The sequence below is a fragment of the Bradyrhizobium sp. AZCC 2176 genome (assembly GCF_036924645.1).
Taxonomy (GTDB): Bacteria; Pseudomonadota; Alphaproteobacteria; order Rhizobiales; family Xanthobacteraceae; genus Bradyrhizobium.
In genome coordinates this window covers 2,310,506-2,330,592 of sequence record NZ_JAZHRX010000001.1, presented here as the reverse complement: position 1 = coordinate 2,330,592, position 20,087 = coordinate 2,310,506, and the positions used below count along the sequence as shown (strand labels likewise).

The window sequence follows — 20,087 nt, the reverse complement described above, 5'->3', positions numbered from 1 at the left end:
GCTGACATATCTTGTTACCGTCGAACGATATTCCGTAATCTTGCACGTTAATAGATTTTTAACCAATTCAATACTAGTTATTACTCAAAAATACAGTCATCACACATCGAGTAAAGATTTGCGCAAGTAATGATCAAATGGAGACGAGCCGGCCGATTCGTTCCGAACGCTAGCGGTCATAGCGGCCATGCAAATACGGGTGGAACGAATCGGCTGGTCGGGGACCGCCCAGATCGCCTGCAACCACCGGAGCCAAAATTCCGGCGCGCCGATCCCCATCAAGCTGCATTCGGCCGGGCCTGAAAATTGAAGCGCGACGAGGCATCGCCCGCATGCGCCGTCATGTTGCACCTGCGCGCTCGCTATGTTAGCAAAGCCGCGATTTTAACGGTCCCGGCACCTCTCGTGCCGGTCGAAAATCGAAGTCCCGCTTGAATTCCAAGGGCTTGGATCGCTAGGCGCCGCTGCTTGTGGCGACGGTTTTTCCCTTGCGAGTTTGACAGCTAAAAAAGAGCGTCTCTGTGGCTGCTGAAGATCCGTCCGTTTCGGGAGTGTCCGGCCGTTATGCTACGGCCTTGTTCGAGTTGGCGCGCGAGGAGAAATCCGTCGATGCGGTCAAGGCCGACCTCGACAGATTCGAGGCCATGCTGAACGAAAGCGCCGATCTCAGGCGCCTCGTCCGCAGCCCGGTTTTCTCGGCAGATGCGCAGGCAAAGGCGCTCAATGCCGTGCTCGACAAGGCCGGGATTACCGGCACCTCCGCCAAATTCCTTAAAGTGTTGACCGCCAACCGCCGGCTGTTCGCAGTCGCCGATGTGATCCGCGCCTTCCGCGCGCTGGTGGCGAAGTTCAAGGGCGAGGCGACCGCCGACGTCACCGTCGCCGAGCAGCTCAATGAAAAGAATCTCGACGCGCTGAAGACCGCACTGAAATCGGTGACGGGCAAGGACGTCGCGCTCAACGTGAAAGTCGATCCCTCCATCATCGGCGGCCTTGTGGTCAAGCTCGGCAGCCGCATGGTGGATAGTTCGCTTCGCACCAAACTCAATTCGATTAAGCACGCGATGAAAGAGGCAGGCTGATGGACATCCGCGCCGCGGAAATTTCCGCGATCCTCAAGGACCAGATCAAGAATTTCGGCCAGGAGGCTGAAGTTACCGAAGTCGGACAGGTGCTGTCCGTCGGTGACGGCATTGCCCGCGTCTATGGTCTGGACAACGTCCAGGCCGGTGAAATGGTCGAGTTCGAGAACGGCACCCGCGGCATGGCGCTGAACCTCGAAACCGACAACGTCGGTATCGTGATCTTCGGCGCCGACCGCGAGATCAAGGAAGGCCAGACCGTCAAGCGCACCCGCGCTATCGTTGATACGCCGGTCGGCAAGGGCCTGCTCGGCCGCGTGGTCGACGCGCTCGGCAATCCCATCGACGGCAAGGGCCCGATCCAGGCCGACAAGCGTATGCGCGTCGACGTCAAGGCGCCCGGCATCATTCCGCGCAAGTCGGTGAACGAGCCGATGGCGACCGGTCTCAAGGCGATCGATGCGCTGATCCCGGTCGGCCGCGGCCAGCGCGAGCTGATCATCGGCGACCGCCAGACCGGCAAGACCGCGATCGCGCTCGACACCATCCTGAACCAGAAGCCGCTCAACGCGCAGCCCGACGAGAACATCAAGCTGTATTGCGTCTACGTCGCGATCGGCCAGAAGCGTTCGACCGTTGCCCAGTTCGTCAAGGTGCTGGAAGAGCAGGGCGCGCTGGAATATTCGATCATCGTTGCCGCCACCGCGTCCGATCCGGCCCCGATGCAGTACATCGCGCCGTTCACCGGCTGCACCATGGGCGAGTACTTCCGCGACAACGGCATGCACGCCGTCATCATCTATGACGATTTGTCCAAACAGGCCGTGGCTTATCGCCAGATGTCGCTCCTGCTGCGCCGCCCGCCGGGCCGCGAAGCCTATCCGGGCGACGTGTTCTATCTGCATTCCCGCCTGCTCGAACGCGCGGCGAAGCTCAGCAAGGATCATGGTTCGGGCTCGCTCACCGCACTGCCGGTGATCGAAACCCAAGCCAATGACGTGTCGGCCTACATCCCGACCAACGTGATTTCGATTACCGACGGCCAGATCTTCCTGGAAACCGACCTGTTCTTCCAGGGCATCCGCCCGGCGGTGAACGTCGGTCTGTCGGTGTCGCGCGTCGGATCATCAGCGCAGACCAAGGCGATGAAGAAGGTCGCCGGCAAGATCAAGGGTGAGCTGGCGCAGTACCGTGAAATGGCGGCATTCGCGCAGTTCGGCTCCGACCTCGACGCCTCGACGCAGCGTCTCCTGAACCGCGGCTCGCGCCTGACCGAACTCCTGAAGCAGCCGCAGTTCTCGCCGCTGAAGATGGAAGAGCAGGTTTGCGTGATCTGGGCCGGTACCAACGGCTATCTCGACGCGCTGCCGCTCGGCAAGGTCCGTGCGTTCGAGGACGGCCTGCTGTCGCTGCTGCGCGGCAAGAACGTCGAGATTCTCGACGGCATTCGTGACAGCCGCGATCTCTCCGACGACCTCGCCGGCAAGCTGAAGAGCGTGGTCGAAGGTTTCTCCAAGACGTTTGCTTGATTGATTCCGTCACGGCCGGGCTTGGCCCGGCCACGTCCTTTGATATGGCGGAAAGATAAGACGTGGATGCCCGGCACAACGCCGGGCATGACGAACGAGGAGTTCGCGACCGGGTTGGAAAACAGGTCGCTAGGGTGAACTGAGAATGGCTTCACTTAAAGACATGCGGGTCCGCATCGCCTCGACCAAGGCGACGCAGAAGATCACCAAGGCGATGCAGATGGTGGCGGCGTCAAAGCTGCGCCGTGCGCAGAGCGCTGCCGAAGCGGCTCGGCCCTATGCCGAGAAGATGGACGCGGTGATTTCCAATATCGCCAGCGCCGCAGCCGGTTCGCCCGGCGCGCCGGCGCTGCTGGCCGGCACCGGCAGGGACCAGGTGCATCTGCTGCTGGTCTGTACGGGCGAACGCGGCCTGTCCGGCGCCTTCAATTCCTCGATCGTGCGCCTGGCGCGCGAGCGTGCGCTGTCGCTGATTGGCCAGGGCAAAGAGGTCAAGATTTTTTGCGTTGGCCGCAAGGGCTACGAGCAGCTCCGCCGCACCTTCGAGAAGAACATCGTCGAGCATGTCGACCTGCGCTCGGTTCGCCAGCTCGGCTTCGTCAATGCCGAAGACATTGCCAAAAAGGTTCTGGCGCGCTTCGATGCCGGCGAGTTCGATGTCTGCACGCTGTTCTATTCGCGCTTCAAATCCGTGATCTCGCAGATCCCGACCGCCCAGCAGATTATTCCGCTGGTGGTGGAGGCGCCTGCCGCCAATGCCGGCCCGCCGACGTCCTACGAGTACGAACCGGAAGAAGACGAGATCCTGACGCGCCTGCTGCCGCGCAACCTCGCGGTGCAGCTCTTCCGCGCGCTGCTCGAAAACAACGCCTCGTTCTACGGCGCGCAGATGAGCGCGATGGACAACGCCACCCGCAACGCCGGCGACATGATCCGCAAGCAAACCCTGGTCTACAACCGAACCCGTCAAGCCCAGATCACCAAGGAGCTGATTGAGATCATCTCCGGTGCCGAGGCGGTCTAGCGCGCCAACCCGACGGTCGTTCAAGTATAGAATTTCGAAGGAGAGCAATTCATGGTCACAGCAGCTAACCAGATCGGTCGCGTCACCCAGGTCATGGGCGCCGTTGTCGACGTGCAGTTCGAGGGATATCTGCCCGCCATTCTGAACGCGATCGAGACCAAGAACGGCGGCAATCGTCTGGTGCTCGAAGTGGCGCAGCATCTCGGCGAATCCACGGTGCGCACCATTGCGATGGACACCACCGAGGGTCTGGTCCGCGGTCAGGAAGTCACCGACACCGGCGCGCCGATCCGCGTCCCGGTCGGCGCCGGCACGCTCGGCCGCATCATGAACGTGATCGGCGAGCCGATCGACGAAGCAGGCCCCGTCACCGCCGAAGACAGGCGCGCCATCCACCAGGAGGCGCCGACCTATACCGACCAGTCCACCGAAGCTGAAATTCTCGTCACCGGCATCAAGGTCGTCGACTTGCTGGCGCCCTACGCCAAGGGCGGCAAGATCGGCCTGTTCGGCGGCGCCGGCGTTGGCAAGACCGTGCTGATTCAGGAGCTGATCAACAACGTCGCCAAGGCGCACGGCGGTTACTCGGTGTTCGCCGGCGTCGGCGAGCGTACCCGTGAAGGCAACGACCTTTATCACGAGTTCATCGAATCCAAGGTCAACGCCGACCCGAAGAATCCCGATCCGAGCGTCAAGTCGAAATGCGCGCTGGTGTTCGGCCAGATGAACGAGCCCCCGGGCGCCCGCGCCCGCGTCGGCCTCACCGGGCTAACGGTCGCCGAGCACTTCCGCGACCAGGGCCAGGACGTGCTGTTCTTCGTCGACAACATCTTCCGCTTCACGCAGGCCGGCTCCGAAGTGTCGGCGCTCTTGGGCCGTATTCCTTCGGCCGTGGGCTATCAGCCGACGCTTGCCACCGACATGGGTGCGCTGCAGGAGCGCATCACCACGACGCACAAGGGTTCGATCACCTCGGTGCAGGCGATCTACGTGCCGGCCGACGACTTGACCGACCCGGCGCCCGCAACCTCGTTCGCCCATCTGGACGCGACCACGGTGCTGAACCGCGCGATCTCGGAAAAGGGCATCTATCCGGCGGTGGACCCGCTCGACTCGACCTCGCGCATGCTCTCCCCGCTGGTCGTCGGCGAGGATCACTACAACACCGCGCGCATGGTTCAGCAGGTGCTGCAGAAGTACAAGTCGCTGCAGGACATCATCGCCATTCTCGGCATGGACGAACTGTCCGAAGAGGACAAGATCGCGGTGGCGCGCGCCCGCAAGATCGAGCGCTTCCTGTCGCAGCCGTTCCACGTCGCTGAAGTCTTCACCGGCTCGCCCGGCAAGTTCGTCGACCTTGCCGACACCATCAAGGGCTTCCGTGCGATTTGCGAAGGCAAGTACGATCACCTGCCGGAAGCGGCCTTCTACATGGTCGGCACCATCGAAGAAGCCGTCGAGAAGGGCAAGAAGCTCGCGGCTGAAGCAGCCTAAGTTACCTCGTCATTGCCGGGCAAAGCGCGAAGCGCGTCTTCGTACAGATCGACCCGGCAATCCATTGCCAGAAAGATTTCTCTTGATGGACTCGCGGGTCAAACCCGCGGGTGACAGCGGAAAGAACGGGAAGACCAATGGCTACCTTTCATTTCGATCTTGTCTCCCCCGAAAAGCTCGCCTTCTCCGGCGAAGTCGATCAGGTTGACGTTCCCGGCGTGGAGGGCGATTTCGGCGTTCTCTCCGGACATGCGCCGGTCGTCGCGGCGGTTCGCCCGGGTATCCTGACCATCACCGCCGATGGCAGGCATGAGAAGATCATTGTGCTCGGCGGCCTTGCCGAAGTGTCGGATAACCGCGTCACGGTGCTGGCCGACGTCGCAACTTCGATCGCCGATGTCGATCGGGCGCAGTTCGCCGAGACCATCGCCGAGATGGAAGCCAAGCTCGCCGAGAAGGAAGGCACCGAGCTCGATCACGCCATCGAGCGGCTGGACCACTTCAAGAGCATCCAGATCGAGCTAAACGCCACCGCTATGCACTAAGCCCCGGGGCACCGCTCCGGGGCATATTGAAGGTCTGATAACGCCAGCGCTCGTCACCCGGTGACGGGCGCTGAGCGTTTGGTGGCGGCACTTCTGCGAACTCGCTCTCGACGCCGGCTTGAACGCTGTCGTTGCACCGGTCGGGCCGAACCAGGCCGCATCAGAATGCAGTGCGTGAACGGATCTCTGTTCGCAGCGCTACCGTCGTTGATTGGAGCTCCGATCGGTCGGTTGCGTTGATTTCCTTCTTCGGCCAAGGTTGTCGGGCGCGATCCGGGAACCGACATTGCGGTGTTGCGGATTCGGTCGCCGTCCGCGCTGAAGGCGATCGCGTTCGGCGACAGTGCCGCGCTCGAAGTCGGCGACTTTGTCATCGCCATCGGCAACCCCTTCGGCCTCGGCCAGACGGTGACCTCCGGCCTTGTCAGCGCGCTCAGCCGGACCGGGCTTGGCAAGCAGGGCTATGAGGATTTCATCCAGACCGACGCGGCGATCAACCCCGGCAATTCGGGCGGCGCGCTGGTCAACCTCAAGGGAGAATTGATCGGCATCAACTCGGCCATCATTTCTGCGGGCGGCGGACGATCGTCGTTACCGTCGAGTTGGCGCAACGCCGAAAGAATGTCGGCGAGCCGGATAGTGTGGCCCATGCCCGGAATGTCTCGCAGGCCGGGACAGGATTCGATCGCAAACATATCGGAGGCCCAGGACGACAGGATGACGCGCTTCTCAGAATCGGAAAGCTGCAGGTCATCAAGCACTTCGGCAGGGGAATCGTAATGTGCGGCGGGATGAAATAGTGCGAACTCAGGTGCGTTGAGATCGGCCTTGCTCATCGAACGGTTTCCTTAACTCTCCTTTCCAGCGAAACGTCGGTGGGATTGGGCGGCGGCATTGGGCGCCGCCGCCATCATCGTTACTGCTTGCTGATCTCGATGCGCTTGACGGCCGAACGAGCCTGTTCGGATTTCGGCAGCGTGATCGTCAGGACGCCGTCGTGGAATTTGGCTTCGGCCTTGTCTTCCTCGACTCCGTCGAGCGGAATCTGCCGCTCGAACGAACCGTAATAGCGCTCGGAGAAGTATCTGCCGCCATTATCGGTTCGCTCCGACTTCTTCTCGCCGCGCAGGGTTAGAACGCCGTTGGCGATCTCAACCTGAACGTCCTTTTCCGTCAGCCCGGGCAGCTCAGCCGACACGGTCAGCTCCTTGTCGTTTTCCTTGAGCTCGATGCTCGGCCATCCGAAGCGACCTTCCATCAGCGGGCTGCCGAAACGGGCCGGCGTCCCAAATCCGCGGAAGACATCGTCGAACAGCCGATTCATCTCCCGGTGCAGGGTGAAGAACGGGTCGAAGCTGTCGCGCGTCGGCGCAAGCTCCTGATTTCTCGACCATGGGATCAGATCACGAAAAGCCATAGTGTCCTCCTCATCGATTCTGCATGTTGCTTGCTACACAACTCGTGCGCGGTCGGTAGTCCGCGCGCCAAGCCTTTCTTGCCGAGGTGGCGCTAGGCCGCCTTGTGTTCGATCTGGCGGGAAGCATCGGCGTTGCTGATCGGAATACGCCGCGGCTTCATCGAGTCGGGCACTTCGCGAACCAGATCGACGATCAACAGGCCGTCCTTGAACGAGGCCTGCTTGACCTGCACATAGTCGGCGAGGTTGAACACCCGGCGGAACGGCCGGGCCGCGATGCCGTGGTACAGGTATTCGCGTTGCTCGGCGTCGGGCTTCTTGCCCTCGATGACGAGCGTGTCCTGCTCGGCAGTCACGGTGATGTCGTCGACGCCGAAGCCGGCGACCGCGAGCGAAATCCGGTAGGCGTCTTCGCCGCAACGTTCGACATTGTAGGGCGGATAATTGTCGTCGGCGGATTGTTGCAAGCTGCTGTCCAGCAACTCAGCCAGATGATCGAAACCGATCGTGGAGCGCCACAGGGGCGAGAAGTCAAAAGTCCTCATAGCCAAGTCCTCCTAAGAGCAAGATGGATACGAAGCAGCGTCGGACACCGTCCGGCGCCCGCTCAAACTCGCCGGACCCGATCTGGCATCCGGCACCGCTGTCAGCGGCACAAATCGAATTAGGAAAACGCGGAAAAGTTTCAAGGGGCCGCATTCAAAATTATTCGATGCGCGCCGTTCGCGGCTTCGGCGGGCTCAATCCGGAGTTAACGGGCGAGCCGAGCGCCGAAGGTGCGCCAGATCGGCCGCGGTTTTGCGGCCGGTTTCCGGCTCCGGGCGAACCCTGGACGCCCGCGGTTCGACCGGCCTGCGAACCACGGCCAGCATCATGAAGAGGGTCCGATAGCCCTGGTAGCGGGCCGCCGGACGGGTACGTTCGCGCCCGTGCATGATCAACGTGCCATTGTGATCGTGCACCCGCCATTCCCAACTCCGGCGGCGCTTGGCTACAGTCACTTCCATCATGGAGGCAAGAAACCGGTGCGGGTTATTTCAAAGCTGAGCCCGTTAGTCTGCGGTCGATACAAAAAGGTTCGCTGACGCCACCATCGGCGGCATCCGGAGCCTTCTGCGAGCTCGGCCGGCCGAAAAATATTGAGCGACGAGACGCCGTCAAGAGTCTCGTGCAGCGACCGCGGCGAGATCATGCGATTCTAGAGCATGGTCCGGAAAAGTGGGTACCGGTTTTCCCTCGCGACAAACGCGGAACGCGTTTGCGCGGAGATCTGCTCAAATCAAAGAGATAGCGCGAGATGACGATTCGAAGAAAAGTCATCTCGGTCTACCGGGTGAATTCCACAAACGCCCGCGCCACCATCCGATACACGTCGCGCCGGAATGGCACCACGAGGTCGGCGACGTGGTCGAGCCGTTCCCAGCGCCAGGAATCGAATTCGGCCGGCTGGCCGTTGCGCGGCGTCAGCGGATCGATCTCGTCGTCGCTGCCGGTGAAGCGCAGCGCGAACCATTTCTGCCGCTGACCGCGGAATTGGGCGAGGCGGTGCGTGGGTGGTCCGTCATAGGGCGGAAAGTCATATTTTATCCAATCGGTCTCCCCGAGAATTTCAGCGCTGACCGCCCCGGTCTCCTCCCAGAGTTCGCGCATGACGGCGTCGCGCGGATCCTCGTCGGCGTCGATGCCGCCCTGCGGCATCTGCCATTCGAGGCCGGGAAGAATAATTTCCGGGCCGTCGTCGCGGAAGCGGCGGCCGATCAGCACCTGGCCCGAGGTGTTGAACAGCGCAATACCCACATTGGGCCGGTAGGGTTTGTCGGACATGGCGTTTGAGAGGATACCGGGGTGCGCCGCGACAGCGCGTCAAAATGAAAACAGCTAGCCGCCCGCGAGACTGGAGAATTCCTTGACGACGCGTTCATAGACCGGCCGCTTGAACGGAACGATCAGGTTCGGGAGATTTTTCATCGGCTCCCAGCGCCAGCTCACGAATTCGGCCTTGTGGCCGCCGCCGCCAGGACTGGCGACATTGATCTCGGCGTCCTTGCCGGTGAAGCGCACTGCATACCATTTCTGCCGTTGCCCGCGATAGCGGCCCTTCCAGGCGCGTCCGGCCACCGTGCGTGGAATGTCGTAGATCAGCCAATCCGGGACTTCGCCGAGCTTCTCCACCGAGCGGACGCTGGTTTCCTCGTAAAGCTCGCGCTTGGCGGCCGCCCAGGTGTCCTCGCCGGGATCGACCCCGCCCTGCGGCATCTGCCAGACGTGGGTTTCATCGACATGTTCGATGCCGCCGGCGCGCCGGCCAATGAAGACCAGCCCGGCCGTGTTGATCAGCATCATGCCGACGCAGGTCCGGTAAGGCAGGTCCTCGTAGCGCGCCATGTCCCTCATAATTCCTTTACTTGCATCAAATCCATCCGCAATCGGTCGGTCCGGCGTAGTCCGGGAGAGCCCGGACCGCCGTCATCAGCTTGATCTCTAGCCTGATTTTGATTTCAGCATCGCCGTTGTCAATGGCACAAGCATGATGCCGCGGCTGTCGAGCGTCTTGATCCATGCGGCAAGCCGCTCGATCGAAATCGGGAGCGCCGAGGCAACGCCCACGGCCAGCCCGCGCTCCTTGGCGAGCGTCTCCAGCTTGAGCAGCGTCCGATCGATCTCGGCCGAGGTCGGCACGGCATCGATGGTGAAATCGGCCTTGGCGAAGGGCATCGATTGGGCCGTCGTCAGGGAGGGTGCTGTGCTGCGCGGCGAGGAGCCGTCATCGAGATAGCCGAGGCCACGCTTGGCCGCCTCGCGGATGACCGGCTGCATCACAGTGTCGGTGGCCGTGAAGCGCGCACCCATGAAATTGGCGATCCCCGCATAGCCCTGGAACCGGCTGAGGTGCCAGTACAGCCGGTCGATATTCTGCTCAGGCGTCAGTGTCGTGAGCAGGGTCTGGGGACCGGGGTCGTTGTCCGGATAGTCGAACGGCTCCATCGGAATCTGCAACAGGATCTCGTGGCGCTGCGCACGGGCCCGCTCGGTGAGCTTGGCGGGGTCGGCCCCGTAAGGGGTGAAGGCCAGCGTGACGGCCGGCGGCAGCTTCATGATGGCATCGGCCGTCTTGGCGGCGCCGACACCCAGCCCGCCGACCACGACGGCGACGACAGGCATCTTGGCGGCCTTGGTGCGGTCGGCGTCCGCCGCATAGACCGTGAAGGGTTTCAGGCCGTCGGCAACCACCGGGATCATGCCGTAGCGCGATTTTTCCAACAACCGCTGGTCGATGCCGGCCATGGCCATCGCCGGCGCAGACTCCGCGCCGGCCTTGTCGGCGGCATCGCCGCCGATCACGACATCCTGGCGCTTGCCGCTGGAGCCGTCGATGATCGTGACGGTCTTGTTGTCGCCGGTCGGAGCCGGCTGGGTAGATTTCGCCGCCTGTTCGGGGTGGCTGGAGGCGGGCGCAGGATGCTTTTCGTCCGCCGGCTTGCGCAGCGCGATACGGGCAACCGGCTCGCCGCCGAGCGGGTTGTCAGTGAAGAGGGCGACGGTCAGGAAGGCGACCAGGAACAGGCCAAGCAGCACAGCCAGCGCCTGCATCGCGGTGAAGGGCAGCCGGTACCAGCGCTTCTTGCGCTCCGTCTTCTGTCCGAGCGGCGTGCTCAGATCGTCGGTCATTTCCGTCATGGACCTCCCCGAATCACCGGGGCCGACGATACCACGGCGGGGCAGCGCCACGGCAGCTAGAGCGTTTTCCAGCGAAAACCTGCCCCGGACTTGATCCGGGATGGAGACGGTTCGCGTCAAGAAAACGCGTCAGAACAAAAAATCTAGAGCCCCGTTCCGATTCCATCGGAACGGAAAAAGGCTCTAGCTCCCCGCACCTTGTGTTGGCCGAAATCGCCCGCACAGCAAAAAGGGCGACCCGAAGGCCGCCCTTATTCGAATGCTGACCGGTGGAGCCGATCAGTTCGCGGCCTTGGTGGCCGGCTTTTCGACCGCCGCCTTGTCACCGGTGGCCGGTGCGGCGGTCGCGGTCGACTTGATGCCATGCAGCAGGTCGGCCGCCGTCTTCAGCGCCTTGTCGTCCTTGGCGTCCGGCGGCACGTAGGATTGCGAGCCGGTCTTCTCATCGCCGTCGTTTTTCAGATGGCCGCGCAGCGAGGCTTCGCCCTTGGTGTCGGTGCGCGACTTCAGCTCATCCGGCACATCCTGCAGCACCTCGATGTCGGGCACGATGCCCTTGGCCTGGATCGATTTGCCCGACGGCGTGTAGTAGCGCGCGGTGGTGAGCCGCAGCGCGCCGTTGCCGCTGCCGAGCGGGATGATGGTCTGCACCGAGCCCTTGCCGAACGAGCGCGTGCCGACCAGTGTGGCCCGCTTGTGGTCCTGCAACGCGCCGGCGACGATTTCCGAGGCCGAGGCCGAGCCGCCATTGACCAGCACGATGATCGGCTTGCCCTTGGTCAGATCGCCCGTATGCGCGGCGCGGCGCTGGGTTTCCTCGGCATTGCGGCCGCGGGTCGAAACGATCTCGCCTTTGTCGAGGAAGGTGTCGGAAACGGTGACCGCTTCCTCCAGCAAGCCGCCGGGATTATTCCGGAGGTCGATGATGTAGCCCTTCAGCTTGTCGCCAATCTGGTTCGAGAGGTTGCTGACCTCGCGCTTCAGGCCTTCGGTGGTCTGCTCGTTGAAGGTGGTGACGCGGATATAGGCGATGTCGTCCTGTTCGACGCGCGCGCGCACCGAGCGGACACGAATATTGTCGCGCACCAGCGTGACTTCGATCGGATTGTCCTGGCCCTTGCGGATGATCTTGAGTCGGATCTTGGTGTTGACCGGTCCGCGCATCTTCTCGACCGCCTGATTGAGGGTGAGACCCTGCACGGCTTCGTCGTCGAGATTGGTGATGATGTCGTTGGCCATGATGCCGGCCTTCGACGCCGGTGTATCGTCGATCGGCGACACGACCTTGATCAGCCCGTCTTCCATCGTGACCTCGATGCCGAGCCCGCCGAACTCACCGCGGGTCTGCACCTGCATGTCGCGGAAGCTCTTGGCGTCCATGTAGCTGGAATGTGGATCGAGACCAGCCAGCATGCCCGAGATCGCGGATTCGACCAGCTTGCCGTCGTCGGGCTTCTCGACATAGTCGCTGCGCACGCGCTCGAACACGTCGCCGAACAGATTGAGCTGGCGATAGGTGTCCGAGGTCGCAGCGCGCGCACTCGATCCCATCAACACGGAACGAGGCTGCGTAACGAAGAGCGTCAAAGCCGCACCGGTGGCGGCGCTAAGAAGAATTACAGAAGTCTTGCGCATCATCCGCGAACCTTTTCGCCTTCGTTAGCGGCCCACCATGGGCCTGAGTCGATTGGAGTGCCGTCCTTACGGAACTCGACATAGAGCACCGGCTGGCTCGCGGTCGTCGCGAGAACGGATGCAACCTGGGACGTCGATCCCATGGTCGCGACCGGCTCCCCGGTAAGTACAAACTGGCCGATGTTTACCGAAATGCGCTCCATCCCGGCGATCAGGACATGATACCCGCCACCGGCATTGAGGATCAAGAGTTGTCCGTAGCTGCGGAAGGGTCCGGCGTAAACTACCCAGCCGTCACACGGTGTTGTGACCTGGGCCCCGGGCCTGCTTGCCAAAGAAATGCCTTTTTCCACGCCGCCCGCGCCGTCGGAACCGCCAAAGTCGCGAATCTTGCGGCCATTGACCGGAAAGGCGAACAGCCCCTTGGCGGAGGCAAAGGCGATCGCTGGGCTCAATCGGGCGGGATCCTTCAGCGCCCCCAGATTGGACTTGCCGCCCGGGGCAGCCGGGGCGCCTTGCAGGCTGGCGGTGGCGGCCGCCTTGGCGGCGCTCTTCAAATCCTGTTCCATTTTCGTGATCAGGCCCTGCAGGCCGTCCACCTGCCTGGACAGGTTGATGGCGCGGGCGCCTTCGGCCTCCATGTCCTTTTCGATCGCGCTCTGCTTGCGCTGCCGCTCTTCCACCAGCGCAGCCAGCCTGACAGAATCGTCCTTCAGCCTGTCGCGGTCCCGCGCCAGCACGTCGCGTTTGGTGGCGATCTTCCTGCGCAAATTCACCAGCTCGCCGAGATCGGTGGCAAGTTTCTCCGCGCGTCCGCGCAGTTCGGGAACGACCGATCCGAGCAGCATGGCGGTGCGCAGCGATTCCAGCGCGTCTTCGGGCCGGACAAAAAGCGCCGGTGGCGTGCGCCGCCCGGCACGCTGCAAGGCCGCCAGCACCTCGACGATTTCGGTGCGGCGTGAATCGAGCGAAGCGCGGACCTGCTGCTCGCGGCTGTCGAGCGGGCGCAGCTCCCCCTCGGTTTCGGCGATGCTGGTCTCGACGCTGCGCACCTGGGTTGCGATGTCGATCAGTTGCTGGTTGAGCTTGGAGCGGTCCTGTCCGATCGCCGCGATATCGGCCTTTAATTTTTGTTGCAGTTCGGCCGCCTTGCGCTGCTGCTCGCGCGTGGCCTCCAGTTCCTCCGCGCGCTGCTTGATGGCATCGGGGGAAACGGCCGTCGCTTGCTGCGCGGCGGCGGGCTGCGCTACCGCTGGTGAAAGCGATGCGGCAGCGAAGCTCGCGGCAAGCAGCAGCAGGGGAAGCGAGACGGCTGACGTCAGCGGCGTGCCGCGGCCAGTGGTGCCGAGGTATGGGTGAATGTCCCGCGTTGAATGCATCCGGCCTGTTCAGCGTCCTCTGTATTCACGTCACCGTGCCTAGGCACGATGGTAGGGGTGGCCGGCCAAAATGGTCGCGGCCCGGTAAATCTGTTCAAGAAGCATGACGCGGACCATTTGATGCGGCCAGGTCGCCGAGCCGAACGCAATGCGTAGTTTAGCCTTGCGCTGCAAATCGGGCGAAAGTCCGTCCGCGCCGCCGATCGCGAAAATAGTGTTGGCGATCCCCTCGTCGCGCCACTGGCCGAGTTGCCGGGCGAATGTCGCGCTATCGATGCTCTTGCCGTGCTCGTCCAGCGCCACCAGCACGGATTTCTCCGGTATCGCCGCCATCATCGCTGCGGCTTCCTCCGAGATCCGCGTCGCGGTGTCGCGGGCGCGGCTTTCCGGAATTTCATGGATCGCAAGGCCGCGAAAGCCGAGCTTGCGGCCGATGTCCTCGAAGCGCTCGCGATAGCGTTCGGCCAGTTCCTGTTCCGGGCCCTGCTTCAGCCGGCCGATTGAGACCACGACAAGGCGCATGAATGCTGTTTCTGGCGTGTTCCGTCGTGCAATTTCCGGCCCGCGCGCTTTTCCGCGCGCGCTAGGCAGACTACACGCGCCTCAGCCGATTCGCATCGGCGGAGCGTTCAGATCGCTGCCGCCGCCGGGTTTTGCGTCCACAACCTTTCGAGATTGTAGAATTCGCGCACCTCGGGTCTGAACACGTGCACGACCACATCGCCGGAATCGATCAGCACCCAGTCGCAATTGGGCAAGCCCTCGACATGGATGTTGCTGATGCCGTTTTCCTTCAGGGCTTTCGTGACGTTTTCCGCGATCGCGCCGACGTGCCGATTGGCCCGGCCCGTGGTGACGATCATGTAGTCGGAAAAGGCGGATTTGCCGCGAAGGTCGATGGTGACCGTTTCTTCCGCCTTCATATCGTCGAGGCGGGAGAGGATCATATTCAGCGTCTTGTCGGCGTCGGGTTGCGCCTTCAAGGCCGCAGCTTGCGTCGATGTTTTACGCGCGGTTTTGGCAGACTTGCCAGGAGTCTTGCTAGACTTGCTACCAGTCGCCTTGGGTAAAACAGACTTGGACAATACAGATGTGGCCAGGGACCATTCCTTTCACTGTATCGCGAACGCCGAATCCCGGCGTACACGGACTATATTAGGCATGTGGGGTTAATGGTTTCAATATTCCAGTGAGCCCGCCTGCCGGTTCGAACCAGATTGTCACTTCTTTGCCTTCCAGCTCCCGTCCGGGTTCCGCAAGCCGGTGGACGACATGTCCAGTTTCAGGCCGGTCAGGAAAGCCCAGGCGGGAGCATGCTGATCTGCCAGCCGGGCCGCCTGATTCTCAGGCAGCCGATAGCGCGCCAAGGCCTGTGCGGCCGGCGCGGCAAGCGCCCGAAAACTCTGCGGCGGACGATCGATCACCGCAATCGGCACCTCCGCGGCGATGCGCCGCCAGTTTTGCCAACGATGAAATTGCGCGAGATTGTCAGCGCCCATGATCCAGACGAAGTGCACGCCCGAAACGCGGCGGCGCAAATGGATGATCGTGTCGACAGTGTATCGGGTGCCGATGACAGCTTCGAGACAACTGATGTCGATGCGCGGATCGTCGGCGACATCAAGCGCGGCATCGGCGCGTTCGGCAAGGTCGTGCAGCCGGCCGTTATCCTTGAGCGGATTGCCCGGCGTCAGCAGCCACCAGACGCGGTCAAGCTTCAGCCGCTTGAGCGCAAACAGGCTGATCGCGCGATGCGCCGCGTGCGGCGGATTGAACGAGCCGCCGAGCAGGCCGACGCGCATGCCGTTGGTATGGAAGGGGATGGCTGGTGCGGCCGATGGCAGTTTCATCCGCCGGGTCACCGCGGGCGCGGGTTGGTATTCACGGCCGCGTCTGCCCGGTGCCGTGAACACGATATTTGAAGGTCGTCAGTTGCTCGGCACCGACCGGGCCGCGGGCGTGGAATTTGCCGGTGGCAATCCCGATCTCCGCGCCGAAGCCGAACTCACCGCCGTCGGCGAACTGGGTCGAAGCGTTGTGCAGCACGATTGCCGAATCGACCTCGCTGAGGAATTTCTCGGCGGTCCTGGCGTCCTCGGCCACGATCGCATCGGTGTGGCGCGAGCCATGGTTCTGGATATGCGTAATCGCCCCGTCGACACCATCGACAACACGTGCGGCGATAATCGCGTCGAGGTACTCGGTGTTCCAATCGTCGTCGGTCGCCGGCTTCACCCGCGCGTCGATCTTCTGCACGGCGTCGTCGCCGCGCACTTCGCAACCGGCATCGATCAACATCTCGACCAGCGGCTTCAGATTGGTCGCTGCGGCCGCGCGATCGACCAGCAAGGTCTCGGCCGCTCCGCAGACGCCGGTACGGCGCATCTTGGCGTTCAGCACGATCGACTTGGCCATGTCGAGCTTGGCGGATCGATCGACATAGACGTGGTTGACGCCTTCGAGATGCGCAAACACCGGTACGCGCGCTTCCGCCTCGACGCGCGCGACCAGGCTCTTGCCGCCGCGGGGCACGATCACGTCGATGCCGCCATTCAATCCTGAGAGCATCAGCCCGACCGCGGCGCGGTCGCGCGTCGGCACCAGCGTGATCGCGGCTTCCGGCAGGCCCGCCTCGCGCAGGCCCTGCACCAGGCAGTCATGGATCGCGCGGCAGGAGCGGAAGCTGTCGGAGCCGCCGCGCAGGATCACGGCGTTGCCGGACTTCAGGCAGAGCACGCCGGCATCGGCCGCGACATTGGGACGGCTCTCGAAGATCACGCCGATCACGCCGAGCGGCACGCGCACGCGCTCGATGGTCATGCCGTTCGGCCGCTGCCAGCTCTCGGTAACGGTGCCGACCGGGTCGGGAATGGCGCGCACGGTGGCTACGCCGTCGGCCATTGCCTCAATGCGCGCAGGCGTCAGCGTCAGGCGATCGATGAAGGCCGATGTCGCCCCGCCGGCGCGAACCTCGGTGACATCCTCGGCATTGGCTGCAAGAATCTTTGCCGCGTTGACGCGGATCGCCCGCTGGACGGCCTCCAGGGCGCGATCCTTCTGCTCCGGCGGCGCCAACGCCAATACCCGCGCGGCGGCGCGCGCCTGGGTGGCGAGGTCGGTCATCAAAGCGGGCAGATCGGCGTTGCCGTCGATGGCCTTCAGGGGGGCAGTCATGGGAGGCTCGTAGCTTGATTAAGGTCATGTGCTAGCACGGAAATCCTGCTTTTGCGAGTTCCGGAACCGGCATGGCTGGTTGGCGGCAGCGGCAATGGCAGCTCGGCCAGTGGCCTATTTCGCGGGAATTGTGCCTGCCGGGCCCACCACCAGGTCGTCCCGGTGGATCATCTCCGCCCGGCCTGAGATACCGAGGATCGCCATCGCGTCCGGCGAGGAGCGGCCTTTGATCTTCTCCGCATCCTCGGCGTCGTAGGCGACGAGACCGCGGCCGATCTCGTGGGTATCGGGGCCGCGCACCACGACAGCGTCGCCGCGGGCGAACTGGCCGTCGATCCGGATGACGCCGGCCGGCAGCAGGCTTTTGCCGGCGCGCAGCGCTGCCACCGCGCCGGCATCGATGGTCAGCGTGCCCTTGGGCTCCAGCGAGCCCGCGATCCAGCGCTTGCGTGCAGTGACGGGGTTGGCCGGCGTCAGGAACCAGGTGCAGCGCCCGCCGTCCGCGATCGCCTGCAGCGGATGCTCGATCTTGCCTGAGGCGATCAGCATGTGCGTGCCGGACGTGGTCGCGATTTTCGCTGCCTCGATCTTGGTGAACATGCCGCCGCGCGACAATTCGGATTCGGCCGCGCCCGCCATGCCCTCGATCTCGGAGGTGACGGACTCAACGATCGGAATCAATTTTGCGTTGGGGTTGGCGCCGGGCGGCGCGTCATACAAGCCGTCGATGTCGGACAGCAGGATCAGCAGATCGGCGCTCGCCATGGTGGCGACGCGCGCGGCGAGCCGATCATTGTCGCCATAACGGATCTCGTTGGTGGCCACCGTGTCGTTCTCGTTGATCACGGGCACCGCGCGCCATTCCAAAAGCTTGGCGATGGTCGAGCGCGCGTTGAGATAGCGGCGGCGTTCTTCAGTGTCCTGCAGCGTCACCAGGATCTGTCCGGCGCCGATGCCGTGAGCTCCAAGCACTTCCGACCAGATTCGTGCCAGCGCGATCTGTCCCACCGCGGCGGCGCCCTGGCTTTCTTCGAGCTTCAGCGGGCCGCGCGGCAATTTCAAACGGCTGCGCCCGAGCGCGATCGACCCTGATGAGACCACCAGGACGTCGCGGCCCTCGCCATGCAGCTTGGCGATATCGGCCGCCAGCGCCGCCAGCCACGCCGAGCGCACCTCGCCCGCATGGGAGTCGATCAGGAGCGAGGAGCCGACCTTGACGACGATGCGACGAAAGTTTTTGAGCGCGGGGCGTTTCATGGATGCGGTCGAATGATGCGGATGGTCAGGAAGCAATACGCGCCAGTTCCCGGATTTGGAAGTGGCGCGGCCGGCGGAGGCTCAAGTTTGCATCAGCCCTGCGGCGGCGTCGCTGGCGTCCACGGGTCCTGGCCGCCTTTGGCCTTGAGCGACACCGGGGCCTCGCCGATCACCTCGACCAGCGCCTTGAGCGCTTCGGGCATGCCTTCGCCGGTGGCGGCGGAAAGCAACAGCGGCGTCTTTTTCGCGGCGCGCTTCAGGCGATCGCGCTGCTTCTTCAACTCATCCGGCGCAACCGCATCGATCTTGTTCAGCGCGACGATCTCGATCTTGTCGGCGAGATGCCCCTCATAGGCCTCGAGTTCGGTTCGCACCGTCTTGTACGCCTTGCCGGCATGTTCGCAGGTGGCATCGATCAAATGCAGCAGCACGCGGCAGCGCTCGACATGGCCGAGAAAGCGGTCGCCGAGGCCCGCACCTTCATGCGCGCCCTCGATCAGGCCGGGAATGTCGGCGAGCACGAATTCGCGGCCCTGCGCGTTCACGACGCCGAGCTGCGGATGCAGCGTGGTGAAGGGATAATCGGCGATCTTCGGCTTGGCTGCGCTGACGACGGAGAGGAAGGTCGATTTGCCAGCATTGGGCAGGCCAACGAGGCCGGCATCCGCGATCAGTTTCAGCCGCAGCCAGATCCAGCGCTCTTCGCCTTCCTGGCCCGGATTGGCGTTGCGCGGCGCGCGGTTGGTCGAGGATTTGAAATGCGCATTGCCGAAGCCGCCATTGCCGCCTTCGGCCAGCACGAATTTTTCGCCGAGCTCGGTGAAGTCATGGATCAGCGTTTCGCGATCCTCATCGAAAATTTGCGTGCCGACCGGCACTTTCAACACGATCGATTTGCCGTTGGCGCCATGGCGGTCCTTGCCCATGCCATTGGTGCCCTTCGGCGCCTTGAAGTGCTGCTGGTAGCGATAGTCGATCAGCGTGTTCAGCCCGTCGACCACCTCGACGATGACGTCGCCGCCGCGCCCGCCATTGCCGCCAGAGGGCCCGCCGAATTCGATGAACTTCTCGCGCCGGAACGCCACGCAGCCGTTACCGCCGTCGCCGGAGCGAATATAGACCTTTGCCTCGTCAAGGAATTTCATGATTTGTACTAGTTAGGGCAGGGGGCCGCGTGCGGCAACCCTCAAGGCCCGCAACATTGGCGAAAAGCCTTAATTTTCGAGCCTTTTTAGGGCCAAGGGCGTGGGCTGCGCGCTTATGCAGGCCGCCTTCGGATCAGGAATTTCTGCATCCCTTCCAGCACGAGCTCCTTGCGCTGGTTGAATATGGTCGAGCGCAGCGTCACCACGCCGGTCGAACGGCCGGACACAAGCTCAGTCACTTCGAGCGCGGGATAGATGGTGTCGCCGGCATAGACGGGCTTGAGGAACTTGCTCGACTGTTCGAGGAATCCGACCAGCGATTCCTCAACGAGATAGGGAAACAGGCCGGCGCCCGGCGCGGTGTGGACCAGGGTCTGGAAGCCATGCGCGAGCAGGTCCGGCATGCCGCGGGCGCGGCAATATTCGATGTCGTAGTGGATCGGATGGGTGTCGCCGCTGGCGGTCTGGAACGCTGCGAACACCGCCGAAGTCTGGGTCCGGCTCGGGATCACAAAGCGCTCGCCAAGCACGAAATCATCGAACCAGCGCTGTTCGCGCACCATGCGATGCTGAGCGGGGTCGAAGTCGGTCATGTCGGTTTCCTGCCGTGCCTGGTGGCGGTGGAGTGTACCGGTATCGCAGAGGCCGCGATGCGACAATTGGTTCAATTCGTCATGTCCGGGCGATAGCGCGAAGCGCGTCTTCGCGCTAGATGTCCCGGGCATCCA

The 20,087-nt window shown here is 63.2% G+C and carries 20 protein-coding genes and 1 pseudogene; 6 read left to right on the top strand and 15 right to left on the bottom strand.

The window, feature by feature from the left end:
- The first annotated feature begins 521 nt into the window (after positions 1 to 521).
- The 6 genes and pseudogenes from V1288_RS10705 to V1288_RS10680 form a co-directional block, all read left to right on the top strand.
- Positions 522 to 1,082, top strand: coding sequence for a F0F1 ATP synthase subunit delta (locus V1288_RS10705; protein WP_334357007.1), 561 nt, complete (start codon positions 522 to 524; stop codon positions 1,080 to 1,082).
- Entirely contained in the window at positions 1,082 to 2,611 is a 1,530-nt protein-coding gene (gene atpA / locus V1288_RS10700; protein WP_334357006.1) for a F0F1 ATP synthase subunit alpha, read from the top strand. The genes V1288_RS10705 and atpA overlap by 1 nt, the downstream gene beginning before the upstream one ends.
- A gap of 145 nt (positions 2,612 to 2,756) precedes the next feature.
- On the top strand, positions 2,757 to 3,635 hold the full coding sequence (locus V1288_RS10695; RefSeq protein ID WP_334357005.1) for a F0F1 ATP synthase subunit gamma: 879 nt from the start codon (positions 2,757 to 2,759) through the stop codon (positions 3,633 to 3,635).
- A gap of 51 nt (positions 3,636 to 3,686) precedes the next feature.
- Entirely contained in the window at positions 3,687 to 5,129 is a 1,443-nt protein-coding gene (gene atpD / locus V1288_RS10690) for a F0F1 ATP synthase subunit beta (RefSeq protein WP_334357004.1), read from the top strand.
- A gap of 137 nt (positions 5,130 to 5,266) precedes the next feature.
- Entirely contained in the window at positions 5,267 to 5,674 is a 408-nt protein-coding gene (locus tag V1288_RS10685) for a F0F1 ATP synthase subunit epsilon (RefSeq protein WP_334357003.1), read from the top strand.
- Positions 5,675 to 5,965: 291 nt separating this feature from the next.
- Positions 5,966 to 6,193: pseudogene (locus V1288_RS10680) on the top strand (trypsin-like peptidase domain-containing protein); the annotation flags it as partial.
- Here V1288_RS10680 and V1288_RS10675 read toward each other — a convergent pair.
- The 15 genes from V1288_RS10675 to V1288_RS10605 form a co-directional block, all read right to left on the bottom strand.
- Positions 6,136 to 6,510: a hypothetical protein gene (locus V1288_RS10675; RefSeq protein WP_334357002.1), complete on the bottom strand. Its 375-nt coding sequence runs from the start codon at positions 6,508 to 6,510 to the stop codon at positions 6,136 to 6,138. The pseudogene V1288_RS10680 and the gene V1288_RS10675 overlap by 58 nt on opposite strands.
- A gap of 80 nt (positions 6,511 to 6,590) precedes the next feature.
- Complete coding sequence (locus V1288_RS10670; RefSeq protein WP_334357001.1) at positions 6,591 to 7,091, bottom strand: Hsp20/alpha crystallin family protein; 501 nt, start codon at positions 7,089 to 7,091, stop codon at positions 6,591 to 6,593.
- A 92-nt stretch (positions 7,092 to 7,183) separates the two neighbouring features.
- Positions 7,184 to 7,636, bottom strand: coding sequence for an Hsp20 family protein (locus tag V1288_RS10665; RefSeq protein ID WP_334357000.1), 453 nt, complete (start codon positions 7,634 to 7,636; stop codon positions 7,184 to 7,186).
- A 781-nt stretch (positions 7,637 to 8,417) separates the two neighbouring features.
- Positions 8,418 to 8,915, bottom strand: a complete 498-nt coding sequence (locus V1288_RS10660) for an RNA pyrophosphohydrolase (protein ID WP_334356999.1) — start codon at positions 8,913 to 8,915, stop codon at positions 8,418 to 8,420.
- 54 nt (positions 8,916 to 8,969) lie between these two features.
- Positions 8,970 to 9,476 (bottom strand): RNA pyrophosphohydrolase, encoded by a 507-nt coding sequence (locus V1288_RS10655; protein ID WP_334356998.1) that lies wholly within the window; start codon positions 9,474 to 9,476, stop codon positions 8,970 to 8,972.
- A 96-nt stretch (positions 9,477 to 9,572) separates the two neighbouring features.
- Positions 9,573 to 10,769 carry a divergent polysaccharide deacetylase family protein gene (locus V1288_RS10650; RefSeq protein ID WP_334356997.1) on the bottom strand — a complete coding sequence of 399 codons (1,197 nt, stop codon included), beginning with the start codon at positions 10,767 to 10,769 and terminating at the stop codon, positions 9,573 to 9,575.
- Between the two features lie 279 nt (positions 10,770 to 11,048).
- Entirely contained in the window at positions 11,049 to 12,407 is a 1,359-nt protein-coding gene (locus V1288_RS10645) for a S41 family peptidase (protein ID WP_334356996.1), read from the bottom strand.
- On the bottom strand, positions 12,404 to 13,783 hold the full coding sequence (locus tag V1288_RS10640; protein WP_334356995.1) for a murein hydrolase activator EnvC family protein: 1,380 nt from the start codon (positions 13,781 to 13,783) through the stop codon (positions 12,404 to 12,406). The genes V1288_RS10645 and V1288_RS10640 overlap by 4 nt, the downstream gene beginning before the upstream one ends.
- Positions 13,784 to 13,822: 39 nt before the next feature.
- Positions 13,823 to 14,305 (bottom strand): 23S rRNA (pseudouridine(1915)-N(3))-methyltransferase RlmH, encoded by a 483-nt coding sequence (rlmH, locus tag V1288_RS10635; protein WP_334356994.1) that lies wholly within the window; start codon positions 14,303 to 14,305, stop codon positions 13,823 to 13,825.
- 107 nt (positions 14,306 to 14,412) lie between these two features.
- Positions 14,413 to 14,766 (bottom strand): ribosome silencing factor, encoded by a 354-nt coding sequence (rsfS, locus tag V1288_RS10630; RefSeq protein ID WP_334356993.1) that lies wholly within the window; start codon positions 14,764 to 14,766, stop codon positions 14,413 to 14,415.
- Between the two features lie 237 nt (positions 14,767 to 15,003).
- Complete coding sequence (locus V1288_RS10625; RefSeq protein WP_334356992.1) at positions 15,004 to 15,633, bottom strand: nicotinate-nucleotide adenylyltransferase; 630 nt, start codon at positions 15,631 to 15,633, stop codon at positions 15,004 to 15,006.
- Positions 15,634 to 15,664: 31 nt separating this feature from the next.
- Positions 15,665 to 16,957: a glutamate-5-semialdehyde dehydrogenase gene (locus V1288_RS10620; protein WP_334356991.1), complete on the bottom strand. Its 1,293-nt coding sequence runs from the start codon at positions 16,955 to 16,957 to the stop codon at positions 15,665 to 15,667.
- 114 nt (positions 16,958 to 17,071) lie between these two features.
- Positions 17,072 to 18,214 (bottom strand): glutamate 5-kinase, encoded by a 1,143-nt coding sequence (gene proB / locus V1288_RS10615; RefSeq protein WP_334356990.1) that lies wholly within the window; start codon positions 18,212 to 18,214, stop codon positions 17,072 to 17,074.
- A 92-nt stretch (positions 18,215 to 18,306) separates the two neighbouring features.
- Complete coding sequence (gene obgE, locus V1288_RS10610) at positions 18,307 to 19,359, bottom strand: GTPase ObgE (RefSeq protein WP_334356989.1); 1,053 nt, start codon at positions 19,357 to 19,359, stop codon at positions 18,307 to 18,309.
- Positions 19,360 to 19,472: 113 nt separating this feature from the next.
- Positions 19,473 to 19,952: a MaoC family dehydratase gene (locus tag V1288_RS10605; protein WP_334356988.1), complete on the bottom strand. Its 480-nt coding sequence runs from the start codon at positions 19,950 to 19,952 to the stop codon at positions 19,473 to 19,475.
- Positions 19,953 to 20,087 lie beyond the last annotated feature (135 nt).